Source organism: Microbulbifer maximicatervae (SeqCode) (genome assembly GCF_052467695.1).
Genome location: NZ_CP174320.1, coordinates 4,294,224 through 4,317,080 on the forward strand (window position 1 = coordinate 4,294,224; position 22,857 = coordinate 4,317,080).

General features: G+C 48.5%; 23 protein-coding genes and 1 riboswitch. Of the genes, 5 read left to right on the forward strand and 18 right to left on the reverse strand.

The window, feature by feature from the left end; all coding sequences use genetic code 11:
- Window positions 1–28: 28 nt before the first annotated feature.
- The 4 genes from ACJJI8_RS18790 (at window position 29) to ACJJI8_RS18805 (ending at window position 3,824) form a co-directional block, all read left to right on the forward strand.
- The gene (locus ACJJI8_RS18790) at window positions 29–946 is read left to right on the forward strand and encodes a TonB-dependent receptor (protein WP_444933352.1); all 918 of its coding nucleotides are present in this window, start codon (window positions 29–31) and stop codon (window positions 944–946) included.
- A 155-nt stretch (window positions 947–1,101) separates the two neighbouring features.
- The gene (locus tag ACJJI8_RS18795) at window positions 1,102–2,355 is read left to right on the forward strand and encodes a TonB-dependent receptor domain-containing protein (RefSeq protein WP_444933353.1); all 1,254 of its coding nucleotides are present in this window, start codon (window positions 1,102–1,104) and stop codon (window positions 2,353–2,355) included.
- A gap of 165 nt (window positions 2,356–2,520) precedes the next feature.
- Window positions 2,521–2,736, forward strand: a complete 216-nt coding sequence (locus ACJJI8_RS18800) for a hypothetical protein (RefSeq protein WP_413662157.1) — start codon at window positions 2,521–2,523, stop codon at window positions 2,734–2,736.
- 530 nt (window positions 2,737–3,266) lie between these two features.
- Window positions 3,267–3,824 (forward strand): hypothetical protein, encoded by a 558-nt coding sequence (locus ACJJI8_RS18805; RefSeq protein ID WP_157953999.1) that lies wholly within the window; start codon window positions 3,267–3,269, stop codon window positions 3,822–3,824.
- Between the two features lie 170 nt (window positions 3,825–3,994).
- Here the strand turns inward: ACJJI8_RS18805 and ACJJI8_RS18810 are convergent, their stop codons facing one another.
- From ACJJI8_RS18810 to ACJJI8_RS18835, 6 genes are all read right to left on the reverse strand, one after another.
- Complete coding sequence (locus ACJJI8_RS18810) at window positions 3,995–4,480, reverse strand: DUF6702 family protein (RefSeq protein ID WP_444897483.1); 486 nt, start codon at window positions 4,478–4,480, stop codon at window positions 3,995–3,997.
- A gap of 107 nt (window positions 4,481–4,587) precedes the next feature.
- Window positions 4,588–6,951, reverse strand: a complete 2,364-nt coding sequence (locus ACJJI8_RS18815; protein WP_444933354.1) for a M1 family metallopeptidase — start codon at window positions 6,949–6,951, stop codon at window positions 4,588–4,590.
- A gap of 121 nt (window positions 6,952–7,072) precedes the next feature.
- Window positions 7,073–8,113: a CobW family GTP-binding protein gene (locus ACJJI8_RS18820; RefSeq protein WP_444933355.1), complete on the reverse strand. Its 1,041-nt coding sequence runs from the start codon at window positions 8,111–8,113 to the stop codon at window positions 7,073–7,075.
- Complete coding sequence (locus ACJJI8_RS18825) at window positions 8,113–8,580, reverse strand: Fur family transcriptional regulator (protein WP_282933007.1); 468 nt, start codon at window positions 8,578–8,580, stop codon at window positions 8,113–8,115. The genes ACJJI8_RS18820 and ACJJI8_RS18825 overlap by 1 nt, the downstream gene beginning before the upstream one ends.
- Before the next feature lie 3 nt (window positions 8,581–8,583).
- Window positions 8,584–9,093 (reverse strand): ZrgA family zinc uptake protein, encoded by a 510-nt coding sequence (locus tag ACJJI8_RS18830; RefSeq protein ID WP_444908145.1) that lies wholly within the window; start codon window positions 9,091–9,093, stop codon window positions 8,584–8,586.
- A 9-nt stretch (window positions 9,094–9,102) separates the two neighbouring features.
- The gene (locus ACJJI8_RS18835; protein WP_444933356.1) at window positions 9,103–9,465 is read right to left on the reverse strand and encodes a MerC family mercury resistance protein; all 363 of its coding nucleotides are present in this window, start codon (window positions 9,463–9,465) and stop codon (window positions 9,103–9,105) included.
- A 124-nt stretch (window positions 9,466–9,589) separates the two neighbouring features.
- Between ACJJI8_RS18835 and ACJJI8_RS18840 the strand changes: the two genes are divergently transcribed.
- Entirely contained in the window at window positions 9,590–10,009 is a 420-nt protein-coding gene (locus tag ACJJI8_RS18840; RefSeq protein ID WP_444933357.1) for a TraR/DksA family transcriptional regulator, read from the forward strand.
- Window positions 10,010–10,058: 49 nt separating this feature from the next.
- On the opposite strand, the gene ACJJI8_RS18845 is transcribed toward ACJJI8_RS18840, so the two are convergent.
- From ACJJI8_RS18845 to ACJJI8_RS18900, 12 genes are all read right to left on the reverse strand, one after another.
- Window positions 10,059–11,309 carry an anthrax toxin-like adenylyl cyclase domain-containing protein gene (locus ACJJI8_RS18845; protein ID WP_444913944.1) on the reverse strand — a complete coding sequence of 417 codons (1,251 nt, stop codon included), beginning with the start codon at window positions 11,307–11,309 and terminating at the stop codon, window positions 10,059–10,061.
- 791 nt (window positions 11,310–12,100) lie between these two features.
- Window positions 12,101–12,598: a hypothetical protein gene (locus ACJJI8_RS18850; RefSeq protein ID WP_444933358.1), complete on the reverse strand. Its 498-nt coding sequence runs from the start codon at window positions 12,596–12,598 to the stop codon at window positions 12,101–12,103.
- Between the two features lie 89 nt (window positions 12,599–12,687).
- On the reverse strand, window positions 12,688–13,581 hold the full coding sequence (locus ACJJI8_RS18855; RefSeq protein WP_444913946.1) for a cobalamin-binding protein: 894 nt from the start codon (window positions 13,579–13,581) through the stop codon (window positions 12,688–12,690).
- 30 nt (window positions 13,582–13,611) lie between these two features.
- Window positions 13,612–14,445: an adenosylcobinamide-GDP ribazoletransferase gene (gene cobS, locus ACJJI8_RS18860; RefSeq protein WP_444933359.1), complete on the reverse strand. Its 834-nt coding sequence runs from the start codon at window positions 14,443–14,445 to the stop codon at window positions 13,612–13,614.
- Window positions 14,429–15,034: a histidine phosphatase family protein gene (locus ACJJI8_RS18865; protein WP_444933360.1), complete on the reverse strand. Its 606-nt coding sequence runs from the start codon at window positions 15,032–15,034 to the stop codon at window positions 14,429–14,431. The genes cobS and ACJJI8_RS18865 overlap by 17 nt, the downstream gene beginning before the upstream one ends.
- On the reverse strand, window positions 15,024–16,070 hold the full coding sequence (cobT, locus tag ACJJI8_RS18870; protein ID WP_444933361.1) for a nicotinate-nucleotide--dimethylbenzimidazole phosphoribosyltransferase: 1,047 nt from the start codon (window positions 16,068–16,070) through the stop codon (window positions 15,024–15,026). The genes ACJJI8_RS18865 and cobT overlap by 11 nt, the downstream gene beginning before the upstream one ends.
- Window positions 16,071–16,090: 20 nt before the next feature.
- A complete protein-coding gene (gene cobU, locus ACJJI8_RS18875) occupies window positions 16,091–16,639 on the reverse strand; it encodes a bifunctional adenosylcobinamide kinase/adenosylcobinamide-phosphate guanylyltransferase (protein ID WP_444933362.1) in 549 nt (182 codons plus the stop codon).
- Entirely contained in the window at window positions 16,632–17,414 is a 783-nt protein-coding gene (locus tag ACJJI8_RS18880) for a heme ABC transporter ATP-binding protein (protein WP_444933363.1), read from the reverse strand. The genes cobU and ACJJI8_RS18880 overlap by 8 nt, the downstream gene beginning before the upstream one ends.
- Window positions 17,414–18,436, reverse strand: coding sequence for a FecCD family ABC transporter permease (locus ACJJI8_RS18885; RefSeq protein WP_444933364.1), 1,023 nt, complete (start codon window positions 18,434–18,436; stop codon window positions 17,414–17,416). The genes ACJJI8_RS18880 and ACJJI8_RS18885 overlap by 1 nt, the downstream gene beginning before the upstream one ends.
- On the reverse strand, window positions 18,433–19,941 hold the full coding sequence (locus tag ACJJI8_RS18890; RefSeq protein ID WP_444933365.1) for a cobyric acid synthase: 1,509 nt from the start codon (window positions 19,939–19,941) through the stop codon (window positions 18,433–18,435). Before ACJJI8_RS18890 ends, ACJJI8_RS18885 begins: the two co-directional genes overlap by 4 nt.
- 12 nt (window positions 19,942–19,953) lie before the next feature.
- Window positions 19,954–20,568, reverse strand: coding sequence for a cob(I)yrinic acid a,c-diamide adenosyltransferase (cobO, locus tag ACJJI8_RS18895; RefSeq protein WP_444933366.1), 615 nt, complete (start codon window positions 20,566–20,568; stop codon window positions 19,954–19,956).
- A 36-nt stretch (window positions 20,569–20,604) separates the two neighbouring features.
- Window positions 20,605–22,461 (reverse strand): TonB-dependent receptor plug domain-containing protein, encoded by a 1,857-nt coding sequence (locus ACJJI8_RS18900; RefSeq protein WP_444933367.1) that lies wholly within the window; start codon window positions 22,459–22,461, stop codon window positions 20,605–20,607.
- 103 nt (window positions 22,462–22,564) lie between these two features.
- A riboswitch (cobalamin riboswitch) is annotated at window positions 22,565–22,712 on the reverse strand.
- Between the last annotated feature and the right edge of the window lie 145 nt (window positions 22,713–22,857).

The window sequence follows — 22,857 nt, forward strand, 5'->3', positions numbered from 1 at the left end:
GACGTAAAAATCTTATAAGGAATAACTCATGAAACTTACTGCGAACCTTTTCGCACTGATGACCCTATCTAACCTGGCCCATGGGATTTCCGGCCAGGTATTAGATTCTTCTGGAGAGCCCATCTATGGCGCTAGTATTGAAGTCGCGGGAAGTAGACAGCAGGCACAAACAGATGCGCAGGGCCGATTTTCACTTGAGGTGAATACTTCACAGCTCCGCGAGATCCATATCAATGCCCCGGGGCACAGCCATAAGACAGTAATTTTACAAGCTGGTCAGGATGAGCCCCTGAAGGTTACCTTGCAACACACTGTTATCGAGCAAATTGACGTAACAGCCACGCCATTACATGCTTCGACCATTGAATCAGCACAACCAGTAACAGTGGTAGCCGGCGAAGAGCTGCGTCGAAAACAAGCCTCCACTTTGGGAGAAACCCTCAAGAATGAAGTAGGGGTTCATTCCAGTTACTTTGGACCAGTAGCCAGTAGTCCCATTATCCGCGGACTCAACGGCCCCCGCGTTCTGATTACCCAAAATGGGCTCGATAGCGCTGATGCCTCCCGAGTTGGCCCAGACCATGTCGTCGCCACTGAGACCATTACTGCAGAGCAGATAGAAATCCTGCGGGGACCTGCCACTCTATTTTATGGTTCAGGAGCCATCGGTGGCGTAGTCAATGTGGTAGATGAGCGGATCCCTACCTCTAGTGAAAACAGGACTGCTTATTCGCTGGGAAGCAATACCGTGGCAGATGAGCGCGAAGCCTCGCTGGCTCATACCGGCGGCAATGATCAGCTGGCGTATCACGTGGACAGCTTCTGGCGCAAAAGTGACGACTATGAAATTCCCACCTCAAGCGACTATGGCGAAGAATCCAGTGGGGTATTAGAGAACAGTGACTCAAAAAGCAAAGGGTTCAACATTGGTGGCAACTGGTTTTAGATAATGGTTCAATCGGCCTTGCCTATGGACGCCTGGAGCGAATTAACGGTATTCCCGGGCACAGCCATTCGCACGCTGAAGAACATGAGGAACACGAGGAAGATGAGTCAGAGCATCATGACGAGCATGAAGAAGAGTTAGAAGTAGTCTCTGACTTGAAACAGGACCGCTGGCAATTGGCTAGCGAACTGTCACTGGATAACCCATGGTTGAGCGGCCTGGATGCCAGAATTGGCTACACAGACTACGAACATTCCGAGATCGAAAACAACGCTATCGGTACGACATTCAGTAATCAAACACTGCAAGCACGGGTCAACCTGCTGCTGCAAGAGATGGCCGGCTGGCGTGGTGCAATAACCCTGGAAAGCAAAACCACTGATTTTGAAGCAATAGGCGAAGAGGCGTTCACTCCGCCGAGCACAACGGAAAGCTCAGCGATTGGGCTAATACAGGAAAAGCACACGGGAGAGTTCCTATGGCAGTTAGGAGCCCGAATCGAAAGAGTCACTATCGAAGCCACCGATGATGACTGGGAGGGGGGAAATCTCGATAAGTTAGCTTTCACACCCTATAGCTTTTCTGCCGGCTTGGTCTGGGACATTGCCGCTAATTACAATGCCGGCATCTCTTTTACCCACGCCCAACGAGCACCCAGTACCGCTGAACTTTTTTCTTATGGTCCCCATATTGGCACCAGCACCTTCGAAGTCGGCGCACTATTTAGACTGGATGACACAGAAGAGCCCTATTTTTACTACGAGAACAATGTTGAGGAAGAGGTTTCCAACAACATTGACCTCAGTTTTCGCCGGCATTCCGGAAATATCGGCTGGGTGCTGAATCTATTCTACAACCAGGTTGATAATTTCTACTACGAGCGAAATACGGGCTACACCAGCGAAGATATTGAAGAGCATGGTCACGATGAGGAAGAAGAGAGTCACGATCATGGCGAATTACCCGTTTATGTCTTCGATCAAGCTAATTCGACACTCTACGGGCTAGAAGCTGAATTTGCCTGGCAAATATCCAAGCCACTCACATTAACACTATGGGGAGACACTGTTCGTGGAAAGTTAGATGACGGAGGTAACCTGCCTCGCACTCCACCTGTACGATTGGGCGGTATGTTAAGTTATAGCTCCAATGGATGGGATGCAGGAATTGAGATTACGCACGCGTTTGAGCAAAACAAAGTATCAGAACTGGAAACCAGCACCGCTGCTTACACACTTTTGAATACTGAGCTTGCATACACTTTTCAAGGAAGCCAACACGACCTCACCGTTTACCTGAAGGCTAACAATCTAACTGACGAGTTAGCTTACGTGCATTCATCCTTCCTAAAGGAACTTGCTCCACTGCCGGGGCGGAACTTTAGTGTTGGATTGCGAGGCATGTTTTAGTCAGGGAAAGGCTTTAGTCAATCAATCAAACCACCAGCAGTAATCATTGCCGGTGGTTTTTCCATTTTATAAATTGCCCTCAATAAGAACTTAGATAAATCCCTGCGTTTTCACAAGAACTTCCCTTAGGGCCCGTAGGCACCAAGAAAATAATTAGGAGTTATTATGACCCAGCCAGTAGTACCAGAGAATTTCAACGCTTGGCTACATTGCATTACGGTAGAGTGCGGCATCGAACTAACACCAGAATTTGTTGATGAGCGCATCAATGCACTGCAGGACAACAAGAATTACCACACCCGTAATTTTATTCTCTTATACGGGCAAGAACACCACCAGAAAGTACTCAGCTGGTTTAAACAAGTACGTGAAGGAATATAACCCCGGAGACAACCAAAAACCACCAAAAACAAAGGACACAATAGCCTCGACTGGCATTATGTGACTCCAGATTAATAGTTTTATAAGGAAATCCAAACACCCTACCCATCGATGCGGATAATTTAAGAAAGATTTACATCTAGCTATTACTCCAAGCTAAAACAACCATAGCGACCTCAACTCAACTGCCTTTACAAGCAACATGAAGCCGTTAATAACATCCAGAAATTGATACCAGAGATCACAGTTACTCAAACTAAAGATCTGAAACGGAAATTACGAAAATGAAACCCCTGATACCAAGTAGGGTTTTACGACTTGCCGCCCACAAAGCACGGCCATTTAATCAAAAAATATAAAATAAAGAGTCGCATCTAGAGATTGCCATTAGCCGACTAAAACACAGCATTACAAATAGCACTTTTTTCTAACAGTTAGGTCCGCCATTCATTTATCATGGCTTCAATGCGATTCATTTGGTGCATTAACATTTAGAAAACAACTTCTAAGCATAAAAATAAGGAACAAAAATGCCACTAATGACCTTAATCCCTGAGGGGCAAACACCGGGTAGAAGAACACGTCTGTTAGCTGAAGCGATGGGAAATGCGAAACCCGCTTTCATGAACGGCACTCTGACAGGGCCAGAGCTTTCCCTTTATACAAAACTAAGCAGTTTGCAATGCTGGGACGCTGCGCTCTACTGTGCCTGGAGCGCCAAGGGTGTAAACTGCCCAAGTGTAACCATGGACAACAAAAACTATAATGTTACTGGTAACAATAACTACAATAGAATTTTTGGAGCCACCCCCAGAACCCGATCAGTTAATACTCTGCACGATTTAATGACCTTGCCGGAGGGCTGCTTCGTTGGTTTTCTATCAAATTTAGGAGTTATGAGACATGTAATGATTCATACCTCAAATGGTCATGGAGCAGGCAATAAAAGTGACTGTGTTTTTACTGATGGAAATACAGGCGGTTGGGAGCTACTAGATATGGCTCATTTTTTTGGTAAAGATAGTAATCATAACGGCAACTCCCATACAACCATGATATATATGCCGGTAACGGGGCAAGTAATTTAACTTTTCTCAAGAGTGGACGTATAGCCTATTGAGCTATTCTGCTTTTGACTGCATCAGTTCAGATTTGATCTGACAGTTACCGGTTTTCAAAAGGTCTTCTGTCAGGTCAACCCTGAACTACAGCTCTTCAGACAAGCACAAAATTAGATGCTATCTGATAAATTTCCAGCTTATAAGGCAAACTCTACCCTACTCCCACCTGGTTTTAAGGTGTAACTTTGGGTTTTCTTACCTCGATTGACATTTATAGTATTCACTTGATCCTGCTCAATTTCCATGAGCATTGATTGCTTAACACACAATTTTTTGCTGGAAATATCTACCAAAGGTATTTCCTGATATATCCAGATGTCATGAACATCGGACTCCACACCTACCCAATTGAGCTTCAACAACTCACCATTTTCCTGGCTAATCTGGAATCTTGAATTGACATAGCTCTCCATCTGTTTTTGTGCTTCATTCAATTCTTTACTGGCACTTATTGATAAGGCCTTTTCAATATCAGCAACAAAAAAACGATGGGAGACCTCCAGTGTTTGAGTGCGCTCGTTTACGGAGAGGTCGGTCAAACCAAAATGATAGCGATGTGCATTTGCCTGGAGTGTAAATATCGAGGTCGTTACTATCAACAAGAAGGAAAATAAAACTTTCATCAATTACTACCACAACACAATGAATGTTTCAGGTGGATACGTTAAGTAAAGAGCACTAAGTGCAGCTCTCCAGGCCCACTGCCGCAGAGCTGCACTTCTTCCAAGGCTTAATCTTCCTCTTTAAGCTCTACGTCCCAATCCTTCATCAAGTTACGCGGCTTCTCATCCTTAAATAGCTCCAGGCGAGACTTGATAATTCGGCGTGGGTAGAAATTGTTCTCCACATTAACATCTGCTGTTTCCCAGTGGGGGTCGAGCACTACTGACTTGAGTACCTTGCTCTTGTCCCGCACCAGCATTTTGGAAGTTTTCTTAGCATTGCGAGTCCAGATTTCCGCAGGGATACGTAAGTCCTCAATACTTCCATCTTCATATTCCAGGCGCAGGAGTAACGGCATTACCAGGCCGCCAATATTGCTAAAGTCCATTACATAGACATTGCTCTCTACTTTGAGCATGTCCTTTTCCCAGTCCTCAAGCCCTTCAAGTTGGCTTTGGTAGCTATTGCGGTCCGCATTGGAGACATCAAATTCATCGTGCTTGTTGTAGAAGTCTTCCAGCTCCGGCTTACCATCAACGATGCGAGTCAGCTTTCGTTCGCGGTTTTCAATTACAGTGATAGTGTCTGGCTCATTTTCATGCTGGGCCCGTTTCCAGGGACCTTCCACTTCAGGGTTCTTGGTGCCTACTGTGTAATGATGGACCGCATCAAGGCTGATATCGACATTATCGGTAGTATAGAACCAGCCACGCCAGAACCAATCAAGATCCATACCTGATGCATCTTCCATAGTGCGGAAAAAGTCCGCAGGCATAGGGCGTTTGAACTTCCAACGCTGGGCATATTCCCGGAAAGCAAAATCGAACAACTCACGCCCCATAATGGATTCACGCAGGATATTCAGTGCAGCTGCAGGCTTACCGTAGGCATTGTTACCAAGCTGAAGCACAGATTCCGAGTTCGTCATAATCGGAACCTGGTTTTCACTCTTCATATACTCGACAATTTTTCGTGCATCGCCACGGCGGGATGGATACTTCTCTTCCCATTCCTGTTCAGCCAAGAACTGTACGAAGGTATTCAGGCCCTCATCCATCCAGGTCCACTGACGCTCATCAGAGTTGATGATCATAGGGTAATAATTGTGCCCCACCTCATGAATGATCACAGAGATAAGCCCATACTTGGTGCGGCGAGAGTAAGTACGCTTGCTGCGGTCCTCCTCATCAATTTCAGGGCGCGGACCATTGAAGGTGATCATGGGGTATTCCATTCCCCCCACAGGGCCATTGACGGAAATAGAGACCGGATAGGGATAGTCAAAACTGTAGCGGTTATAGATATCTATTGTATGAATAATGGACTCTGTTGAGTACTTGTCCCACAGTGGAGTGCCCTCTTCCGGGTAGAAGGACATAGCCATCGTATCGGTTCCACCCTTCTTGTAACCCTGTGCGTCCCACAGGAATTTACGTGACGAAGCCCAAGAAAAGTCACGTACATTCTCAGCTTCAAATACCCAGGTTTTACGCTTATTTGAACGACTTTTTTCGTTCTCCAGCGCTTCATTCTTAGTGACAATCATCACAGGCTTACTGGCTACTCGAGCCTTTCTCAAACGCTCGCGCTGCTTGGAGGTCAATACATCCTTGGGATTTTGAAGAACACCGGTTGCAGCAACGATATGATCTGCTGGCACTTCAATAGCAACGCGATAATCCCCAAACTCCAGCGCAAATTCGCCGCGTCCCAGGAACTGCTTGTTTTGCCACCCGCTAACATCGTTATATGCAGCCATACGAGGGAACCATTGGGCTATCTCGTATAAGTAGTTATCGTCGCGCTCAAAATATTCATAACCGGAACGCCCACCCAGTGCTTTCTGCTCAATAACCTTGTAAGCCCAGTCAATCTGGAAACTCACGCTGGAACCTGAGGCCAGAGGCTGGGGCAAGTCAATTCGCATGCCGGTATCGACAATAGTATGGCGAAGCTCCCTACCCCGAGTGTCAGCCACTTTAGTAATCTGGTATCCGCCTGGGAATTCACCGGATACTACTGCACGACGAAAACTCTTAAATGGAATGGTATCTGGAGCAATCGCCTCCATATCAACCGGCGTCGCCAAATTACCAGAGGAATTTGGCTTGAAGCGATTTTGATCCAGTTGCACCCACAAGTAACGCAGGGTGTCCGGCGAATTATTGGTGTAAGTGATAGTCTCTGAAGCAGTGATCAGTTGCTTATCATCATCCAATGAAACCTTGATATCGTAGTCCGCCTGCTGCTGCCAGTAGGCATGACCAGGGGCTCCCGAAGCTGTGCGATAGCTGTTAGGTGTCGGCAGTAGCTCCTCCAACTGGCGGAACTTATCACCGGTTACATTGAGGGGGTCTGCGGCAAAGCTGCCCGAGGTTCCGGACATAGCAAGCCATGCCACAGTTAAGCGGCCGAGTAATTTTATATTCATTGGTTTACTTCAGAGATTTACGTCAGATTAAAACTTTACGGAATACGGCCGCGAAAAAATGACCGAATTTATGCAAAAATTTCTAATAAGCCAGGCCAGATTTGAATACCTGGCCATATAGCTATTTGGATTCGTAAAACACTTTTGTTTCGGTACCCTGGTTATCCGCCAGGGCAGCGATCCAGGAGCTCTCCATTGCATCCCAATCCAAACGCGCTTGGTTAATCGCCTCTACCCGGCTTTCCAATGTGTCATCCAGCTCTAAAACTGTAAGCACTTTGTCAGCCTTATTAAATCCAAATACACCTTGCTCGGTAATAAATACCCCCTTGATTCTCTCAGCGTCAGTGCCACTGAATAGTGAAAAGAGCGCATCATAATCAAATATAAATTCAGGGCTAAAACGCCAGCCACAGCTGTAGTAACCCTCTCCGCTATTCTCTGAGCGGAGATAGCCACACTCCGGCAATAGCTCAATCTCATCCGCCGCCTGAGTTACTGGGTGGTGGTGGTCACTCCCCGACGAGACCTGAAAACTGCAGGGCAGCTGGAGCCAATCCAATTCGATACGCCCCTGCTCCACCACTTGCAGCGGTTTTTCAGCGCCCTCACCTAAGAACGAGAGAAATCGCTGAAGGTTTTGCATGTCTTCGGGGCCGTAGAGATCAGACTTATTAGCCACTACCAGATCAGCAACTTCTAATTGCTGCCGAAAAGTCTCACTGCGTAAGTAGCGGTTATCTTCAATACAGCGAGCATCGACCAAAGTTAGCGTACCGCAAAGGTCCAACACACCGCCGCGCACTGCATCAGACAAAGCCGCCAGCACCTCTCTAGGGTGCCCCAAGCCCGTCGGCTCAATTATTAATCGATGGGGTCTGGCCTTAGCCAGTAACTGGTTTAAAGCAACCTGCATCGGCAAACCAGCAGCACAGCACATACAGCCGCCAGGTACCTCCCGAATATAAATATTGCCTTCCTGTTCTGGTTCAAAAAGTGCGCCATCAACCCCCACTTCTCCAAACTCATTGACAAGAACAGCCCAGCGCTCATCAGCGGGCTTACTTTCCAGGAGATGCCGGATAGCCGTTGTCTTGCCGACGCCCAAAAAACCAGTGATAACGTTGGCAGGTACCCCGCGTATTAACTGACTAGCTGCCACTAAGCTGCATCCCGGCTGCACTCATCACAAACACAATCCAGCTCCAATTGGGATGTCTGGAGATGGTATCCAGCACTTTCAACCGTATCGCGCAATGCATCAATGACTTCGGGCCTAATACCGATTTCCCGCACTTTGCTGCAGCGATTGCAGATTAAAAACTGTGGAGTCTGGTGGCTGTGGTCACAGGCAATATGAGCACAGGCCAGATACTTATTTTCCGAATTAAGCTTGTGAACTAAGTTCTCTGCGGCCAGAAAGTCCAGCATACGATAGACAGACATGGCGGGAATTGAGTCGCCAAAGTCACCATTGTAATGCTCCGCTATTTCATAGGCAGAGAGCGGAGTTTTTGACCGCAACAACACGGTAAGAACGTTCTTACGCTTTTCAGTCAGGCGGGCACCTGAACTGCGACAGGTTTGTTCCGCCACACTCAGGGTCTGTTTGATTTGGGATGCTTTCATAGCCTATTTCATTTGCAATTTGTTGTCTTTACCAGTGAGCAGTTCAGCCCCCTGACGACCGGAGCTGATCCATTGCACTGCAATCCCATGAATACCGGGAAACCTCTCAAACAGGGTAACAATGACACTGTTGAACTGTGCCAGATTATCACACTTGAATTGGTAACTAGCACGGAAACCACTGTGCACCGAGTTGTCACTGGTAACTTCTGCGCTATATGGCGCCTTAACTTCCACATTTAAGGGTTTGCACTGGGCACCGACAAACTCAAGAAAATGATCTGGCTTGGATAGTTCGTGAGCAACCTGCTCTAACCGCTGCTTTTGGGCATCGCTACGTGGCGCATGCTCAAATCCCACTAGATCAACTGTGGGTGACTCCAGCTCGATGATGATTTTGTCTGCTTCGGCCACCAGGTACATCATCGCCTTACCGTGAACATGACTTCCCATTTCCCCAGCGACTGGGCCGGCCCAAAACAACGCAACAAACAATGCTCCTGCAAGTTTCATGACCCTCACCTACTCGACTAAAGCATCCCGATAAATCAAGCGCAGGTTTACCCAGTGGGCAACAATCAATAAGCCTGCACCAAGAACACTGGCAACTAGCTCCCATACCCCCTCGAGATATAGCGCACCAACCAACAGCAATGCCCCGGAGAAACCAACAATCATTACCGCGTAGCGCTGATGGCGCCGGCAAGAGGCTGGGAAGCGGGCCAAGGCCAGAATTACCACAGGTACAAGCAACAGCAAGTGGAGAAACTGGTCCTCTTGTAAAGCACCCAATATCCCCAAACCTCCCAATAGCGGTAACAAAGGAGTCAAAAGACAGTGCAGCAAGCAAAGCCCAGAAGCCAAAATTCCTAAAGTATCTCTCACAACAATCCTTTTAATCTACGAGAACCCAAGACAACCACATACACTTCAATCAACTTAATGATATGTTATATCATAAATTTAATATTTCAAGTCAACACGAGCTATGCAACAGGGGATTCATGGAATGCCAAAAATCGGTGAACAAGAACTGCTGGGGATGCCTGCATCAGACTATATGAACGAAAAGCAATTACTCTTCTTCAAACAGCTTCTGATGGAATTGAGAAATGACCTGCTAGCCGAGCTTGCACACGGGCAACAGGCTATTGCTACCACGAAACTTGCCTTAGCTGATGACCTGGACCGGGCGACCGCAGAGCAAGAGAACCAGCAACATCTGCGCTTTACCGGTCGAAAGAACCTGCTGTTGAGAAAGATCCAGCGGGCTCTGGAGAAAATAAAAGATGGCAGCTACGGTTACTGCGAAATCAGCGGTGACCCTATCGGGCTGCAGCGACTATTGATAAGACCCACCGCAGAGCTTTCCTTTGAAGAGAAAGCTCGCCAGGAAATACTGGAGCGTAACTACAGTAAGCGAAGATAAGGGTCACCTTCTAAGAGACCACTAATATTTCTTTCATACAGCCCGATAGTTAAGCATTGTACCAAGGTGGGACAATCCACTGACCAAAGTGCCAGTCGCGGGGTACAAACCTTCCGTAGCCTTGCCCCAATCGGTCTGGCTTATTATTGGTAGGGTTCATTGCCCAGCCCTCTGCCAGAGTGACATTGACACCATTTATTCTGCACATTGCTATAAGCTCTCTGAAAGCCTGCAAAGTTTGAATGACCACTTCACTGCGAGCAGGAGTAAATGCAATAAGGGGTAAATCTATGTCATTCACATATGGGCGTGCGGCTTCATCACTGTGCCATAGCACATTTCTTCTCGGGAATGGCCCCCACTGCCCAGCTCCAGCTCTCGGGCTGCGGATACCACCGATAGTGGAATTGAGTGTCTGGCTTACTTCATAAATCCGATTAGTTATATTACCCAGCTTGGTGCCTTGCCTTTGGGTAGTGAAATTTCTCTCTAATTGGGTTTCGATATGCTGACGCTGCGACCAAGCTTGAGCAGTGCCGAGAATACGGCGATCATCTCCATATCGATCAAACTTCTTTGCGCCCCGCTTAAATGGCCAGATAGCAAACAGATCATAATCTCCAGTAATTGCATTAAGGGGGTGCTCATTACGAAAATGACGATGCTCCACGGGGTTGGTCATTGCCAGTAGCGGCTCATACATATCCTTGTACTTAGTGTCATACTGAACAACAATGTTGCCACGCTCCTGAATAAAGCCTGACTGCCTACTTTTTTCCTTATCGACATAGACACCCCACATGTCTCCCAAGCATGTGTTAACCCTGATAAGAGAGTAATGAAAAGTAATGCCACTGAGGTGGCTGGCTACACCTTCGTAACGATCTTGAGTTTTTCTTGTAACATTGATCTTTCCTGATTGAATAAGCCAATCAACCCGTTCCTGATGTAATCGAAGAGGTGTTGTTGATGCAGTCCAACCTGCACCAGACTGTAGATCAGTAAAGGCTTCTCGATGTTGATCACGGTTATAGGCCGCTTTTCTCATCCCGTGTTTATTTAACCGGGGGTCTCGTAATACAAAGCCTGCCATCGGCCCCCAATCACATGACTTCCCATGAATCCTAAAGCCCTTTGTGTCATATCCCTGCTCAAGTAATTGGGTACATGTTGGCCCTGTTGCGCGAACGATGATAACGCAACGGTGAGATGCTGCGGTGGTTTTAAATGCGTCTGCATGAGAAGCCGGGCAGCCTATAAGGTTTTGACGCAATGCAGCATTGTTAAATATAAGGTCCATGTATTAACTTCCTGTTTCGGGGCAGCCTACATATAAATTTCGATTAGCTAAATAAATGCTATTTATAGAAATTTATTACGATGAATGTAAAACTACTAAATCTATATTTTGTGCCTCTAAAAATAAGCACTAGTCCAATTACTATTATCAAACACGCCAAGGTAGAGATCTTGCCCATCGCCCTGACTTATTTATAGGTCTGTATCTGTGAACACAAACTGAATTAGTTTTTTGAATCCAATTAATAAAGCCAAATTCTTAGGAAGCTTGGCTTGAAAAATGCCCTACCCCAAATTCATACGCAAAGGAAAGGCTACCAAAATACCAAAGTCCGTGGATCGTATCACTTAAAGCATCCAAAGGATTTCCAGTTTGCTCTAAAACTTAAGCCTACACGCAGTTCGAACCCCAGCCTTTAGGTTTTGGACATATTTTTTTAGATTTTGGCCTTTTGAATTGAGAAGGGTCGGTTTAAACAACTGAAGCATCAGTACTAGACATATATGATATCCTGTAGATGAATATATTCTTGATAGATATAGTATTTACCAGATTAGAGAAGGGTGGCCACATCAGATCACGAATTATAACCTAAAGAAAAAAGACCCCTAGCTAGCCTCCGAGATCTTTTCCTAAAGGAGCGCAATTAATCTACCTATCTGAGTCAGAACAGAGCCTGTTATACACAAGAGGAATCGTTGGACTTTACGACATTAAACACACCCGGACCCACCAAAATTTGAACACTAAGAAAATTGAGATTTATCAGACTGTATCAATTACATTGCCGACTACCTGTCACCGTCTAAAGTTCCAGATTCTGTTTTATCTCTATTGCTGAGTACTTGTTGCTTTACACATCTAACTGACACCCAAAGTATAGCGATGGCTCCAATAAATGTAGTGGCTGCCATTGACAACTCTAGAGCAATCAACGTTAAAGAAATGACACTTATCGATAACAGCTTTAAATTTTTGATATGAAATTGAAGATAATCTTGCCTTAGAAGATCTTCAATTAAAAACAATATGAGAACCGCCAAACCAAAAGCAATTACTATAAATTCAAAGCTTCCTGTCGACACCCCTCGATAAAACGATATATAACATGACAAGCCAGTGACTGGGATAGCTGCAACACTTTGCATTGTATAATAGTCTGCGGAAGCCAGCCTCCAGAAGGTTGACCACTGACTACTTTCATCTTGTTCAAGCATGGTTAGTTTAATCGCCAAATATGGGACTGCAAGCAGCCCTCCGACAAAGAGAATAACAAAAAATATTCCCATAAAAATATCTAGCCAGCAAATTCAATTTCGATAGTTGATCTACAAAATAATACGCTGCGACTGAGTCTTCCTGCTGATAAGCAGAAAAACTAACCGCTTCTTCTCACCCGATTCAAATCATCACAAACCATCTCCATACCATCCAGCACCCGAAAAGTATGTCGCTGGATGATATCCGGTGGTACATGAAACAGGTTTCCCTCTTTAACTGCATTAATTCTTGGGTATGCTTCCCAGGCATCCAACCAATCTGGCCGCTCTTCTCCCATGCCGCTGGCGATAATTACTCTCGGGTCTCTATCGAGTACAGACTCAATACTAATCTTCGGTGCTAATACCAATGCACCGGCAAATATATTACGGCCGCCACAGGTTTCAATAACATCGCTAATCAGGTGGTCGCCATTAAGTGTTTGCAGTGGCTCATTCCAAACTTGATAAAAAACACTGACCGAATCCAGATCCTTATGGCTAAGCTGTATTTGATTCAGTCGCTCAAGCCACTCTCCGGCAGATTTATCTGCATAGTCACTTGTGCCTGCAAGTGTACCGAAGCGCTTTACATTCACAGCGATATCTTCAAGAGTGTGAGATTCAGATACGAAAACTGTAAAACCGAGATCCTCCAGTTTATTAATCATCTGATCGCCATTTCCCGATCCCCAGGCAACAATCAAGTCGGGATTTAGCAATAGTAAACTTTCATAATTTACCGCCTTATAGTTACCTATCTCCGGTAATTGCTTAGCCTGCTCGGGGTAGTCACTGTAGCTTACTGCAGCAATTAGCTTATCCCCGGCCCCGGCACTGTAAAAGTTCTCCACGATATTTGGCGCTAGCGCAACAATACGCTCTGCGGGTGCAGGCAGTTCAACCCATTGGCCACGGGCATCTTTTACCCGCACGGAATCATCCGCCCAAGTATTACTAACCAATAACAGATTCAAGGCTAAAACAACACGGACAATACTGCTTCGAGACATCTCTTTAACTCGACTATAACTAAGGAGCTTCTAAACAGCCCCGTAATTCACATTGGCAACCACTGCCACCCATAATATCAATATCGACAATTCACTTATCTCGACCAAACCGCCCAAACAATCGCCGGTATAACCACCAATAGTCTTATCCCACAGGCGACGCCAGAATAAGACCAGGGCAATCAAACTACAGACGATGCCTATGGCAATGGGAGTTGGCGCCGCTAAACATCCAATAGCAACTACGATTGCAACTACCGGCAATAGGTCCCATCGGCGCTCGGAGCCAGCGGGCGGTACATGGCCTTCAACACGTGCGTATTGTGAAACTCCTATTAAAGCCAGGGCCGCAGCCCTGGCTAACATAGGTGAGAGCACTAACGGCAGATAGACCCAAGCATCTTTTGTTACCGGGTTTATTAGCTCTAGCAGGGTTGCTATTGCAGCGAACTTTATCAGTAGGAAAACAACAACAGCCGCTACCGCAATAGAGCCGCAGTGGGGATCGTGCATTACCCTCAGAATATGCTGACGTTGTTCTTCAGGATCGGCACACTTATGTCCAGCAAAGTAGGCATCAGTACAGTCAGCAAGGCCATCGAGGTGTAGTGCACCTGTCAGGGCCACCCAGAAACCCAATAGTATTGCAGCTTGCAACTGGGCACCTAAAGGAGCCAGAAGGTAGGCGGCCCCGGATAACAGAACACCAATCACCACTCCAACCAGGGGGTAAAAATATATCGACCGCTTCACCGTATCCTTGTCCACGTCCCGCAGCAAGCCCGCCACCGGCAGCCGGGTAAGAAATACCAGCGCATACAGAAATGCTTGGGATAGGTTGTACAACTTACGGGCAATAAACATAAGCTGACTGCTCTGGGTAGGAAACGGTAAAGGTCTTATTGTCCGAGTCGTATCTCAGCGATGCGGCAAACCCGTAATTAACTTGCAGTGAAATCATTTTCACTGGAAGCCAGTTATTCGCATATGCGAGCAACAACTTGATAACGCCACCGTGAGTAATGAGCAGCAGGGACTCTCCCGAGTATTGCTGGGCTAGATTATCAATAGCTTGAAGAACTCTGGATCGAAATACGGGAAAGGGCTCACCTCCCGGCGGTGCGTGCTTTTCCGGGTCACGCCCCCAGGCTTCACACAGCGCTCGTTGCTCAGTCCAGATCTTATCGACTGACTGCCCCTCCCAGTCCCCGAAACCAATTTCCCGAATATCAGGAACTTCAGTTATCGGCAGCTCTTTCTCTCGGGCAAGCTGAGCAGCGAAGCGTTGGCAGCGTTTCAAGGGTGAAGTAATAATCCGGTCCCAGGAGCCATCGAGCTCGGCAAGCCCTCGCAACATCTGCTCCCTACCCTCACTGGTTAGGAGCACATCGATCTGGCCGCGAAAAATATTTCCACCTTCACAGGCACCGTGTCGTAAAAGATCAATCCGCAACTGGCACTCCTGCCTCACTGAAAGTGAACATTTTGTTATGCAGGTTCAGCGCTTGCTTGATAATACTGATGGCCAACACTGCACCTGTGCCTTCGCCAAGGCGCATATTGAAGCTCAGCAATGGCTTCACCCCCAGGCACTCGAGGGCCAGTTTGTGACCAGACTCATCAGAGAGATGGGCGTAGAGCAACCAGGGTTTCACTGACGGATTAATAGCACCGGCAATAGCTGCTGCGGCAGTCGCCATAAAACCATCAACCAATACAGGGACACCTCGCTGGGCACTGGCGACAAACGCTCCCGTTAAGGCTGCAATCTCAAAGCCACCAAAAGTTTGCAGAATAGCAAGTGGCGAGCCCAGCGCTGCCCGGTGCTGCTCCAAAGCAAATTCGATCAGTTCCACCTTGCGGGCGAGCACTGCATCGTCGATACCTGTTCCTCGCCCCGTAATGCTGCCAACCTCTAGCTCAAAAAGGGCGGCAAACATGGCAGCGGCGGAAGTGGTATTGCCAATACCCATGTCTCCGCCAATAAAACAATCTGCATCGGTAGACTGGCGGCGACCGGCATCAAGAGCAAGAGCCAGCTGCGCTTGGGTCATAGCTGGGTTACCTTGGGAGAAATCCGCAGTAGAGGGAGCTATAACTTCATCAATCAGGTCGGGGTGTTCAGCGGGGACCACACAACCCAGATTAATTGCGGCAAAATCAGCATTCTGCTCGCGGCTCAACACATTAATAGCCGCCCCACCCTCGCAAAATAGTTTCAGCATTACAGAAGTGACTGCCTGAGGAAATCGGGAAGTTCCCTGGGCTGCAATACCGTGATCAGCGCCGAATACCCGCACCGACAATTTATTCAGTTGGGGTTGCTCCCACCCCTGGAATCCGGCGAAATCCACGGCAATACTCTCGAGCCGACCGAGTGCGCCCTGCGGCTTAATCAATTGCTTCTGGCGGGCAATCGCGGCATTGCGAGCACTCTGGTCCGGGGTTGGTGCAGGCTTATCGAGCCAACTGAGTTCATATGTCATCATTATCAGTCTCAGGTGATTCTTTACTTTACAGTGAGCGGCAAACCTGCAATTGCCAAGGTGACGCTATCAGCTCGCTCGGCTAATGCCTGATGAAGCCAACCTGCAGCATCCACAAATTCCCGTGATAACTGCCCAAGGGGCACAATACCCGAACCGACTTCATTACTGACAAAAATCCAAGGTGGGGTATTACCGTTAGCGAGTGTACGCCTCTGATCGATACATTGCAGAAGCGCCTCTTGCTCACGCTCCCAAACGCCCTGATGAAGACAGTTGCTCAACCACAAAGTGAGGCAGTCCACCAGTACACAGTGGGACTCAGGAGCAGTAACCAGAGCCTCTGCCAATGCAATAGGCTCTTCCAGGGTCTCCCAGCGATGATCCCGGTCTTCCCGATGTCGAGCAATACGGGTAGACATTTCTTGATCGCCCGCCGTAGCCGTTGCCAGGTAGATAAGTCCACCATCGCTACTGCTGTTTAGCCACTGCTCCGCGCGCTGTTGCGCGAGTCGGCTTTTTCCACTGCGTGCGCCTCCTAGTATCAGATGCACACCACTGGCACTAGACATCGGCAATCACCAGGGATTTACCGGTTACCGGGTGTGGCATCACCGTGACACTGTAGCCATAAAGCTGCTGCATATTCTCCGCAATCAATACATCCTCTGGATTTCCGTAGGCCATACTGCGCCCCTGCTTTAAGGCGAGGATTCTGTCGCTATAGCCGCTGGCATGGGCCAGATCATGGACCGTCATTACCACAGCTACGCCACTTCGCGCGAAGTCTCTTACCGCTCTCATCATTCCATATTGGTGTGCAATATCCAGGCTGGCAGCGGGTTCATCTAATAAGAGGAGCCGCTCTCCCCCATCCTCTGCCCGCCAGACCTGGGCCATCACCCGAGCCAATTGCAAGCGCTGCTGCTCGCCGCCGGATAATGTTGGGTACAGGCGCTCAGACAAATGACTAACATCCAGCGCAGCCATGGCTTCCAGGCAGATTTCTCGGTCCCGGTCAGTGCCGGTGGAATGCGGAGTTCGACTGAGGGCGACCAATTCCAGCCCGGTAAAGGCAAATGTCAGTGGGTTATTTTGCGGCAGGACGGCAACTTGCCTGGCTCGATTGCGGGCCGACAATTTTGAAAAAGAGTTACCTTTAAAGTGGACCTGCCCGGAATCCATCCTCACTTCACCGCAAAGGGCACGCAGCAGGGTCGACTTCCCCGCGCCATTGGGGCCAATCACACAAACCAGCTCGCCGACATCTACCTCCAGGTTGATATCTTGCAACAGCGGCCGATTATCGACACTAACCGCAACTCCCTCCACCTGTAGCAGAGCCATTAAATTGCCCCCCTGCTTTTACGCAACAAGGAAACAAAAAAAGGCACCCCAATCAGTGCGGTAATCAGCCCTACCGGGATCTCCACCGGGGCAATAATGGTTCGTGCCAGGGTATCGGAAACTAGTAATAAACTGGCTCCAGCCAGGGCAGAAAGCGGCAACAGTTGCCGGTGATCAGGTCCTACCCACAAACGCACTATATGGGGCACTACCAGCCCCACAAAAGCAATACTGCCGGCTACAGCAACCGAAGTGCCCACTCCCGCCGCAACAAGCACTATCAAACGGGTTTTTACCCGCTCCACATCAATACCAAGATAGCGCGCCTGGGATTCTCCCAATAAAAGAACATTTAGTGAGGTACCGAAGCGGGGCATACTGGCAAGCAAAGCCCCCAGCACGGCCAAAACCAGAAAAGCGCGAGGATAGCTCGCTGCATCCAGCCCCCCCATTAGCCACAGGCTCATACGGCGCAGGGTGTCATTATCAGCAAAGTACTCCATTAGCCCGATCAGGCTTGCGGAAAAAGCGGTAACGGCAATCCCCATTAGCAACATGGTGGCCACGGAAGTGCCATTAATACTTTTCGCCACTTTGTAGACCAGTGTCACCGCTAAAAGGCCGCTGAAAAAAGCAGCTATGGATACAACGGGCAAACTCCCAAACGCAGCGGCAACCTCCGCTCCTAGCAGGATGGCCAAACAAGCACCGAGAGAAGCCCCTGCGGTAACACCAATCAGGGATGGGTCAGCTAGAGGGTTTCGGAATAAGCCTTGTAACATTGCCCCGCAGATAGCGAGCACAGCACCCACTCCAGCGGCCAACATCGCTCTCGGTAATCGTATTACCTGAACAATATCCCCAGCGAGTCCACCATCGCCCTGGCCACTGATCGCGGCAAATAGTTGTGAGGGTGAGAGATACACTGCACCTATAGCAACGGCAGCAGAAAAACTAAGGGCAAGTGCTGTGGGCAGTAACCACCAGGCAACATTTAATGCTTTGATACGGGCAACAGTCACTGGGTATCCTCTTGCAGCACTGCCGTCTCCTTAGCTCCCTCAAATTGCTCGAGCCAGTTTCCCTGGATATTCTCGGCAATAGTCTCAGCCAGCCTGTCCAATTGTTGCTGTCGCTGTTCACCCACATCCAGCGGCGTAGAGTCTTTCAACCCACCCCAGGCAAAAAGTGCGCTCAGCGCTTCGGGTGAATCGAACAGCCCATGCACGTAGGTCGCGAATATCTGTCCATCAGCACTTATTGCACCATCAGGCCTGGAATTTCCGTCTTTATCACAGATATGTACCGCTGGAGTTTGCAGAGCTACACCTTCTGTTATACCACAGTGGATTTCGTAGCCCTGAACAGGAGTAGCTTCTTTTACTTCATGTTCCAAAGCTAAAAAGCCGGTAATATTTTTCAGTGCTTTGACTGGCTGCAAGCGAGTTGTGAAATCCAGATAACCCAAGCCCGGTTCGTTACCCGGGGTATCCTCTACCCCATCCGGGTCCTGTACCTCGCTCCCCAGCATTTGCAAACCACCGCAAATACCCACGAGTTTGCCGCCATAACGCAGATGCCGATCCAACTGTACAGGCCAATCGTTTTCTTTTAAGTAAGCCAAGTCTGCCCGTACATTTTTACTGCCAGGAAGAATAATCCAGTCGCACTGTGGGACTGGTTCGCGGACACTGACAAATTGCAGATCGATATCCGGATGCAACCTCAGCGCATCAAAATCTGTATGATTGCTAATGCGCGGCAATACCGGCACTACCACTTTCAATCGAGCATCAGCACCGCTCTGCTGGGTACTAATAGCATCCTCCGCGTCAAGGTAGAGGTCATGGAGATAAGGTAAGACTCCGAGAACTGGCTTGCCGGTATATTTCTCTAACCAATCGAGCCCCGGCTGAAGTAATTGCAGATCGCCACGAAAGCGGTTGATCATAAAACCGACGACACGCTCTCGCTCTGAGGAAGACAGCAATTCGAGGGTGCCTACCAAGTGGGCGAACACACCTCCGCGATCGATATCGGCAATCAGTATAACCGGGCAATCAACCGCCTCGGCAAAGCCCATATTAGCAATATCGTTTTCCCGCAGGTTAATTTCTGCCGGACTACCTGCCCCTTCAACTAACACCAGCTCATATTGATTATCGAGCCGTGCGAAGGATTCCAGCACTGCATTATGCGCGGCGGCTTTATAGTGGTGGTAATCCAGCGCCTGCATATTCCCCAGCACTTTACCCTGAATAATAACCTGAGCCCCGGTATCTGAAGCGGGCTTAAGTAACACCGGGTTCATATCGCTGCGAGGGGCGATTCCACAGGCCTGGGCCTGCAATGCTTGTGCCCGCCCTATCTCACCACCATCCACCGTAACGGCACTATTGAGTGCCATATTTTGCGGTTTAAAAGGTGCGACACTGACTCCGCGCTGGGAAAAGTAACGAGCGAGCCCGGCCACCAAAGTACTCTTGCCGGCATCGGAAGTCGTGCCTTGAACCATCAACACGGACATAGTGAAAACAACCTAGTAATCTACGCCTTTGCGGGCTTTGATGCCCGCTTTAAAAGCGTGCTTAACATCTTTCACTTCAGATACTGTATCCACTAGCTCCTGTAGTGCACTACCACCACCTCGACCAGTCACCACCAAACTCTGTTCCTGTGGCCGCTGGGCTAGAGTCTCCAATACTTTGGACTCATCCAGGTATTTGTAAGCGAGCATATAAGTGAGTTCGTCCAACACCACTAAGTCATAGGTGGTATCGGTAAGCATTTTTTCTGCCTCTGCCCAGGTTCTCTCTGCAGCAGCAATATCGCTGGTGCGATCCTGAGTATTCCAGGTAAAGCCGGTGCCCATTTGATAGAGAGTAACTTCCGGGCAATGGTTTTTAAGGAAAAGCTCTTCCCCAGATTGCTGTGCGCCTTTAATAAATTGCACCACACCCACTTTCTGCCCGTAACCCAGTGCGCGCATCACCATGCCGAAAGCTGAGCTCGACTTCCCTTTGCCATTTCCGGTGAGCAGGACAGCAACTCCACGCTGGATATCGGCTGCTGCAATGTTGGCATCAACCTTCTCCTTGTGTTTTTGCATTGCCTGCTTGTGCTTGGCATTTCGTTTTTGCTCGTCTTCCGACATGGCCACCTCGTTCAAGAACCTATAAAAGAAAGTGCTTTAGAAGCTAAATTCCACACCAGCATAACCGGCGAGGCCCGCAGTGTTATAGCCTGTGACTTCCACATAATCTTCGTCGGTAAGGTTTTCACCGCGAACAAATACAGTCGTGGAGTTGTTCAGCTGATAACGGACACTGGCATCCAGCACTTGATAATCATCCAGCGAGGTGCCATCGCTATCTACCACATCCGCACTGGAGCGCAGGTTCATAACCAGACTCAAGTCACTGGTAGGCTTATATGTGAAGCCTAGGTTGGCCAAGTGCTTGGGGCTACGAGCTCGGGGAGAATCATCGGCTTCTTCAGCGTCGGTGTAGGTGTAGTTGGCAGAAAGCAATAGACTGTCAGTCAATTGTGCTTCGACAACAAACTCCGCGCCTTGGGACTCACTTTCTCCACTGCTCTGCAGGTAACCTGTGTAGCCCACCATATCGAATCCGATTTCATTCTCAATGACCTGTTTAAACAGTACGAACTCCAGGTAGAGAGAGTTTTCACCAAAGTATTCAACACCAAGATCCAGGCCTTGGCTCTCTTCCGGCTTAAGGGACGGCAACTCTAATGGAGTAAAAGTTAACCAGTCGAATGCGGTAGCGTTGTAGTCAACTTCATATAAGCTCGGGGCACGGAAGCCAGTGCCGTAACTACTTTTTATTTTTACCGTACCGTTGGCAACATCCTCAAATAAATAGGCTGAGCTGGCGCGGAAGCTGTTGTAGCTGCCAAAATCAGAGTTATTGTCATGGCGAAGGCCAAGGGTGATATAAGCCTGATCGGCATAGCTTCCCTGATATTCGGAATAAACTGCCCACTGATCCCGATCCAGGTCTCCCGAAGTATCTTCACGATGCTCTACCCCGTAGACCATCCCATGTTCGCGACTAAACCCGTAGGAACCGGTGAAGTTCAACTTTTCGATATCACCTTCCGCTTCATAAAAGGGCACGCCTTCACTGATATAGGTACGCTGCAAATCAGAACGTGTATAAGCCAACTCCTGCTGACCATCTTCGCCTTTATGAGCTAAGCTGACACGAACACTTTCCTGGCTGAAATCAAAGTTACAATCATCCTGAGAGGGCCAGCCGCAGCGATCATACTCACCTGAAGCATCGGTATCCCGCGCCACAGCCTCAAGTCGCCACTGCTCAGAAATATTCCAACCTACACGGCCATGCAAGGTTTCATTATCGTAACCGTCGTCATCTCTCAATTCCGTGTCATAACTACTGGTATTAAAACCATCGGTTTCTGCCGCCGCAGCAGAAACAAAATAATCCAGTGCTTCATTAGCTCCGCTAGCGCTGGCACTGTAGCGTTCAGTATCGAAGCTACCGCCCTCAGCTGACACCTCAAAGCGCTGCCCTTCACCCTCGCGACGAGTCGAGATATCCAGTACACCACCGGCATCGGCTCCGTAGAGCATACCTTGTGGACCGCGTAATAATTCCACGCGCTGCAAGTTGCTGCTCATAATATGTTCAATATGAGCCCCCGCCTGGGTACCGGTTGGGTCAGAAACGTCGATACCGTCTATCTGGACCAAGGTTCTGAAACCGGACTCTCCACGTACCCTTAAGGAGGTTGTCTTGCCCATACCCCCTGTATTGGTAACAGACACGGAAGGCACACTGCGCAAAACATCGGCAAGGGACACCAATCCCCGCTCTTTTAGCTGCTCTTCATCCAATACAGTTACTGAAGTAGCTACCTGGCGCAGCGGCTCACCCTGACGGGAGCTCACAACAACCACGGTTTCCAGGTCTGGAATTGAAGATTCGGAAACAGTGGATTCAGCAAAAGACGGCGCGCTCACGGCTGATAAAACAGCCAGGCTAAATATAGATTTTTTCAAGCTTCAACCCCTAAGACAAAAGCACATGGGATCGAGGGAGGAATAGCAATGCGGCACGCCGAAGCGCGAAAGATCGTATTGCAAGATGGTAGCCCTCCGCTCCATCGTGTTTAGAAAAGAGGCCGGTATCGGGCTTACCACTCAGAATGCAGGTGGATCACCGTTGCGGGGGCAGCGCCGGACTTCCGGACTTCCCGTTTAACCTTCTCAGCCAATTCAGGGCAGAAGGCACCTCTAATCGTGATCGCGAAACTAGTGGAAAGGTACCGGAAAGTCAACAGAAACCAAAAAAGATTAACTTTCACGTCATAAGTCATTAGACACCTTGCTCTGGAGCCATTCGAGGGGGGGCAGTTCCTCCAATTTTAGATACATCAACTTATTCGAGTTATTTAA

Coding starts and splice junctions, on each gene's coding strand:
- ACJJI8_RS18790 (WP_444933352.1), top strand. CDS start 29: ATGAAACTTACTGCGAACCTTTTCGCACTGATGACCCTATCTAACCTG.
- ACJJI8_RS18800 (WP_413662157.1), top strand. CDS start 2,521: ATGACCCAGCCAGTAGTACCAGAGAATTTCAACGCTTGGCTACATTGC.
- ACJJI8_RS18805 (WP_157953999.1), top strand. CDS start 3,267: ATGCCACTAATGACCTTAATCCCTGAGGGGCAAACACCGGGTAGAAGA.
- ACJJI8_RS18810 (WP_444897483.1), bottom strand. CDS start 4,480: ATGAAAGTTTTATTTTCCTTCTTGTTGATAGTAACGACCTCGATATTT.
- ACJJI8_RS18815 (WP_444933354.1), bottom strand. CDS start 6,951: ATGAATATAAAATTACTCGGCCGCTTAACTGTGGCATGGCTTGCTATG.
- ACJJI8_RS18825 (WP_282933007.1), bottom strand. CDS start 8,580: ATGAAAGCATCCCAAATCAAACAGACCCTGAGTGTGGCGGAACAAACC.
- ACJJI8_RS18830 (WP_444908145.1), bottom strand. CDS start 9,093: ATGAAACTTGCAGGAGCATTGTTTGTTGCGTTGTTTTGGGCCGGCCCA.
- ACJJI8_RS18840 (WP_444933357.1), top strand. CDS start 9,590: ATGCCAAAAATCGGTGAACAAGAACTGCTGGGGATGCCTGCATCAGAC.
- ACJJI8_RS18845 (WP_444913944.1), bottom strand. CDS start 11,309: ATGGACCTTATATTTAACAATGCTGCATTGCGTCAAAACCTTATAGGC.
- ACJJI8_RS18850 (WP_444933358.1), bottom strand. CDS start 12,598: ATGGGAATATTTTTTGTTATTCTCTTTGTCGGAGGGCTGCTTGCAGTC.
- ACJJI8_RS18855 (WP_444913946.1), bottom strand. CDS start 13,581: ATGTCTCGAAGCAGTATTGTCCGTGTTGTTTTAGCCTTGAATCTGTTA.
- cobS (WP_444933359.1), bottom strand. CDS start 14,445: ATGTTTATTGCCCGTAAGTTGTACAACCTATCCCAAGCATTTCTGTAT.
- cobT (WP_444933361.1), bottom strand. CDS start 16,070: ATGATGACATATGAACTCAGTTGGCTCGATAAGCCTGCACCAACCCCG.
- cobU (WP_444933362.1), bottom strand. CDS start 16,639: ATGTCTAGTGCCAGTGGTGTGCATCTGATACTAGGAGGCGCACGCAGT.
- ACJJI8_RS18880 (WP_444933363.1), bottom strand. CDS start 17,414: ATGGCTCTGCTACAGGTGGAGGGAGTTGCGGTTAGTGTCGATAATCGG.
- ACJJI8_RS18890 (WP_444933365.1), bottom strand. CDS start 19,941: ATGTCCGTGTTGATGGTTCAAGGCACGACTTCCGATGCCGGCAAGAGT.
- cobO (WP_444933366.1), bottom strand. CDS start 20,568: ATGTCGGAAGACGAGCAAAAACGAAATGCCAAGCACAAGCAGGCAATG.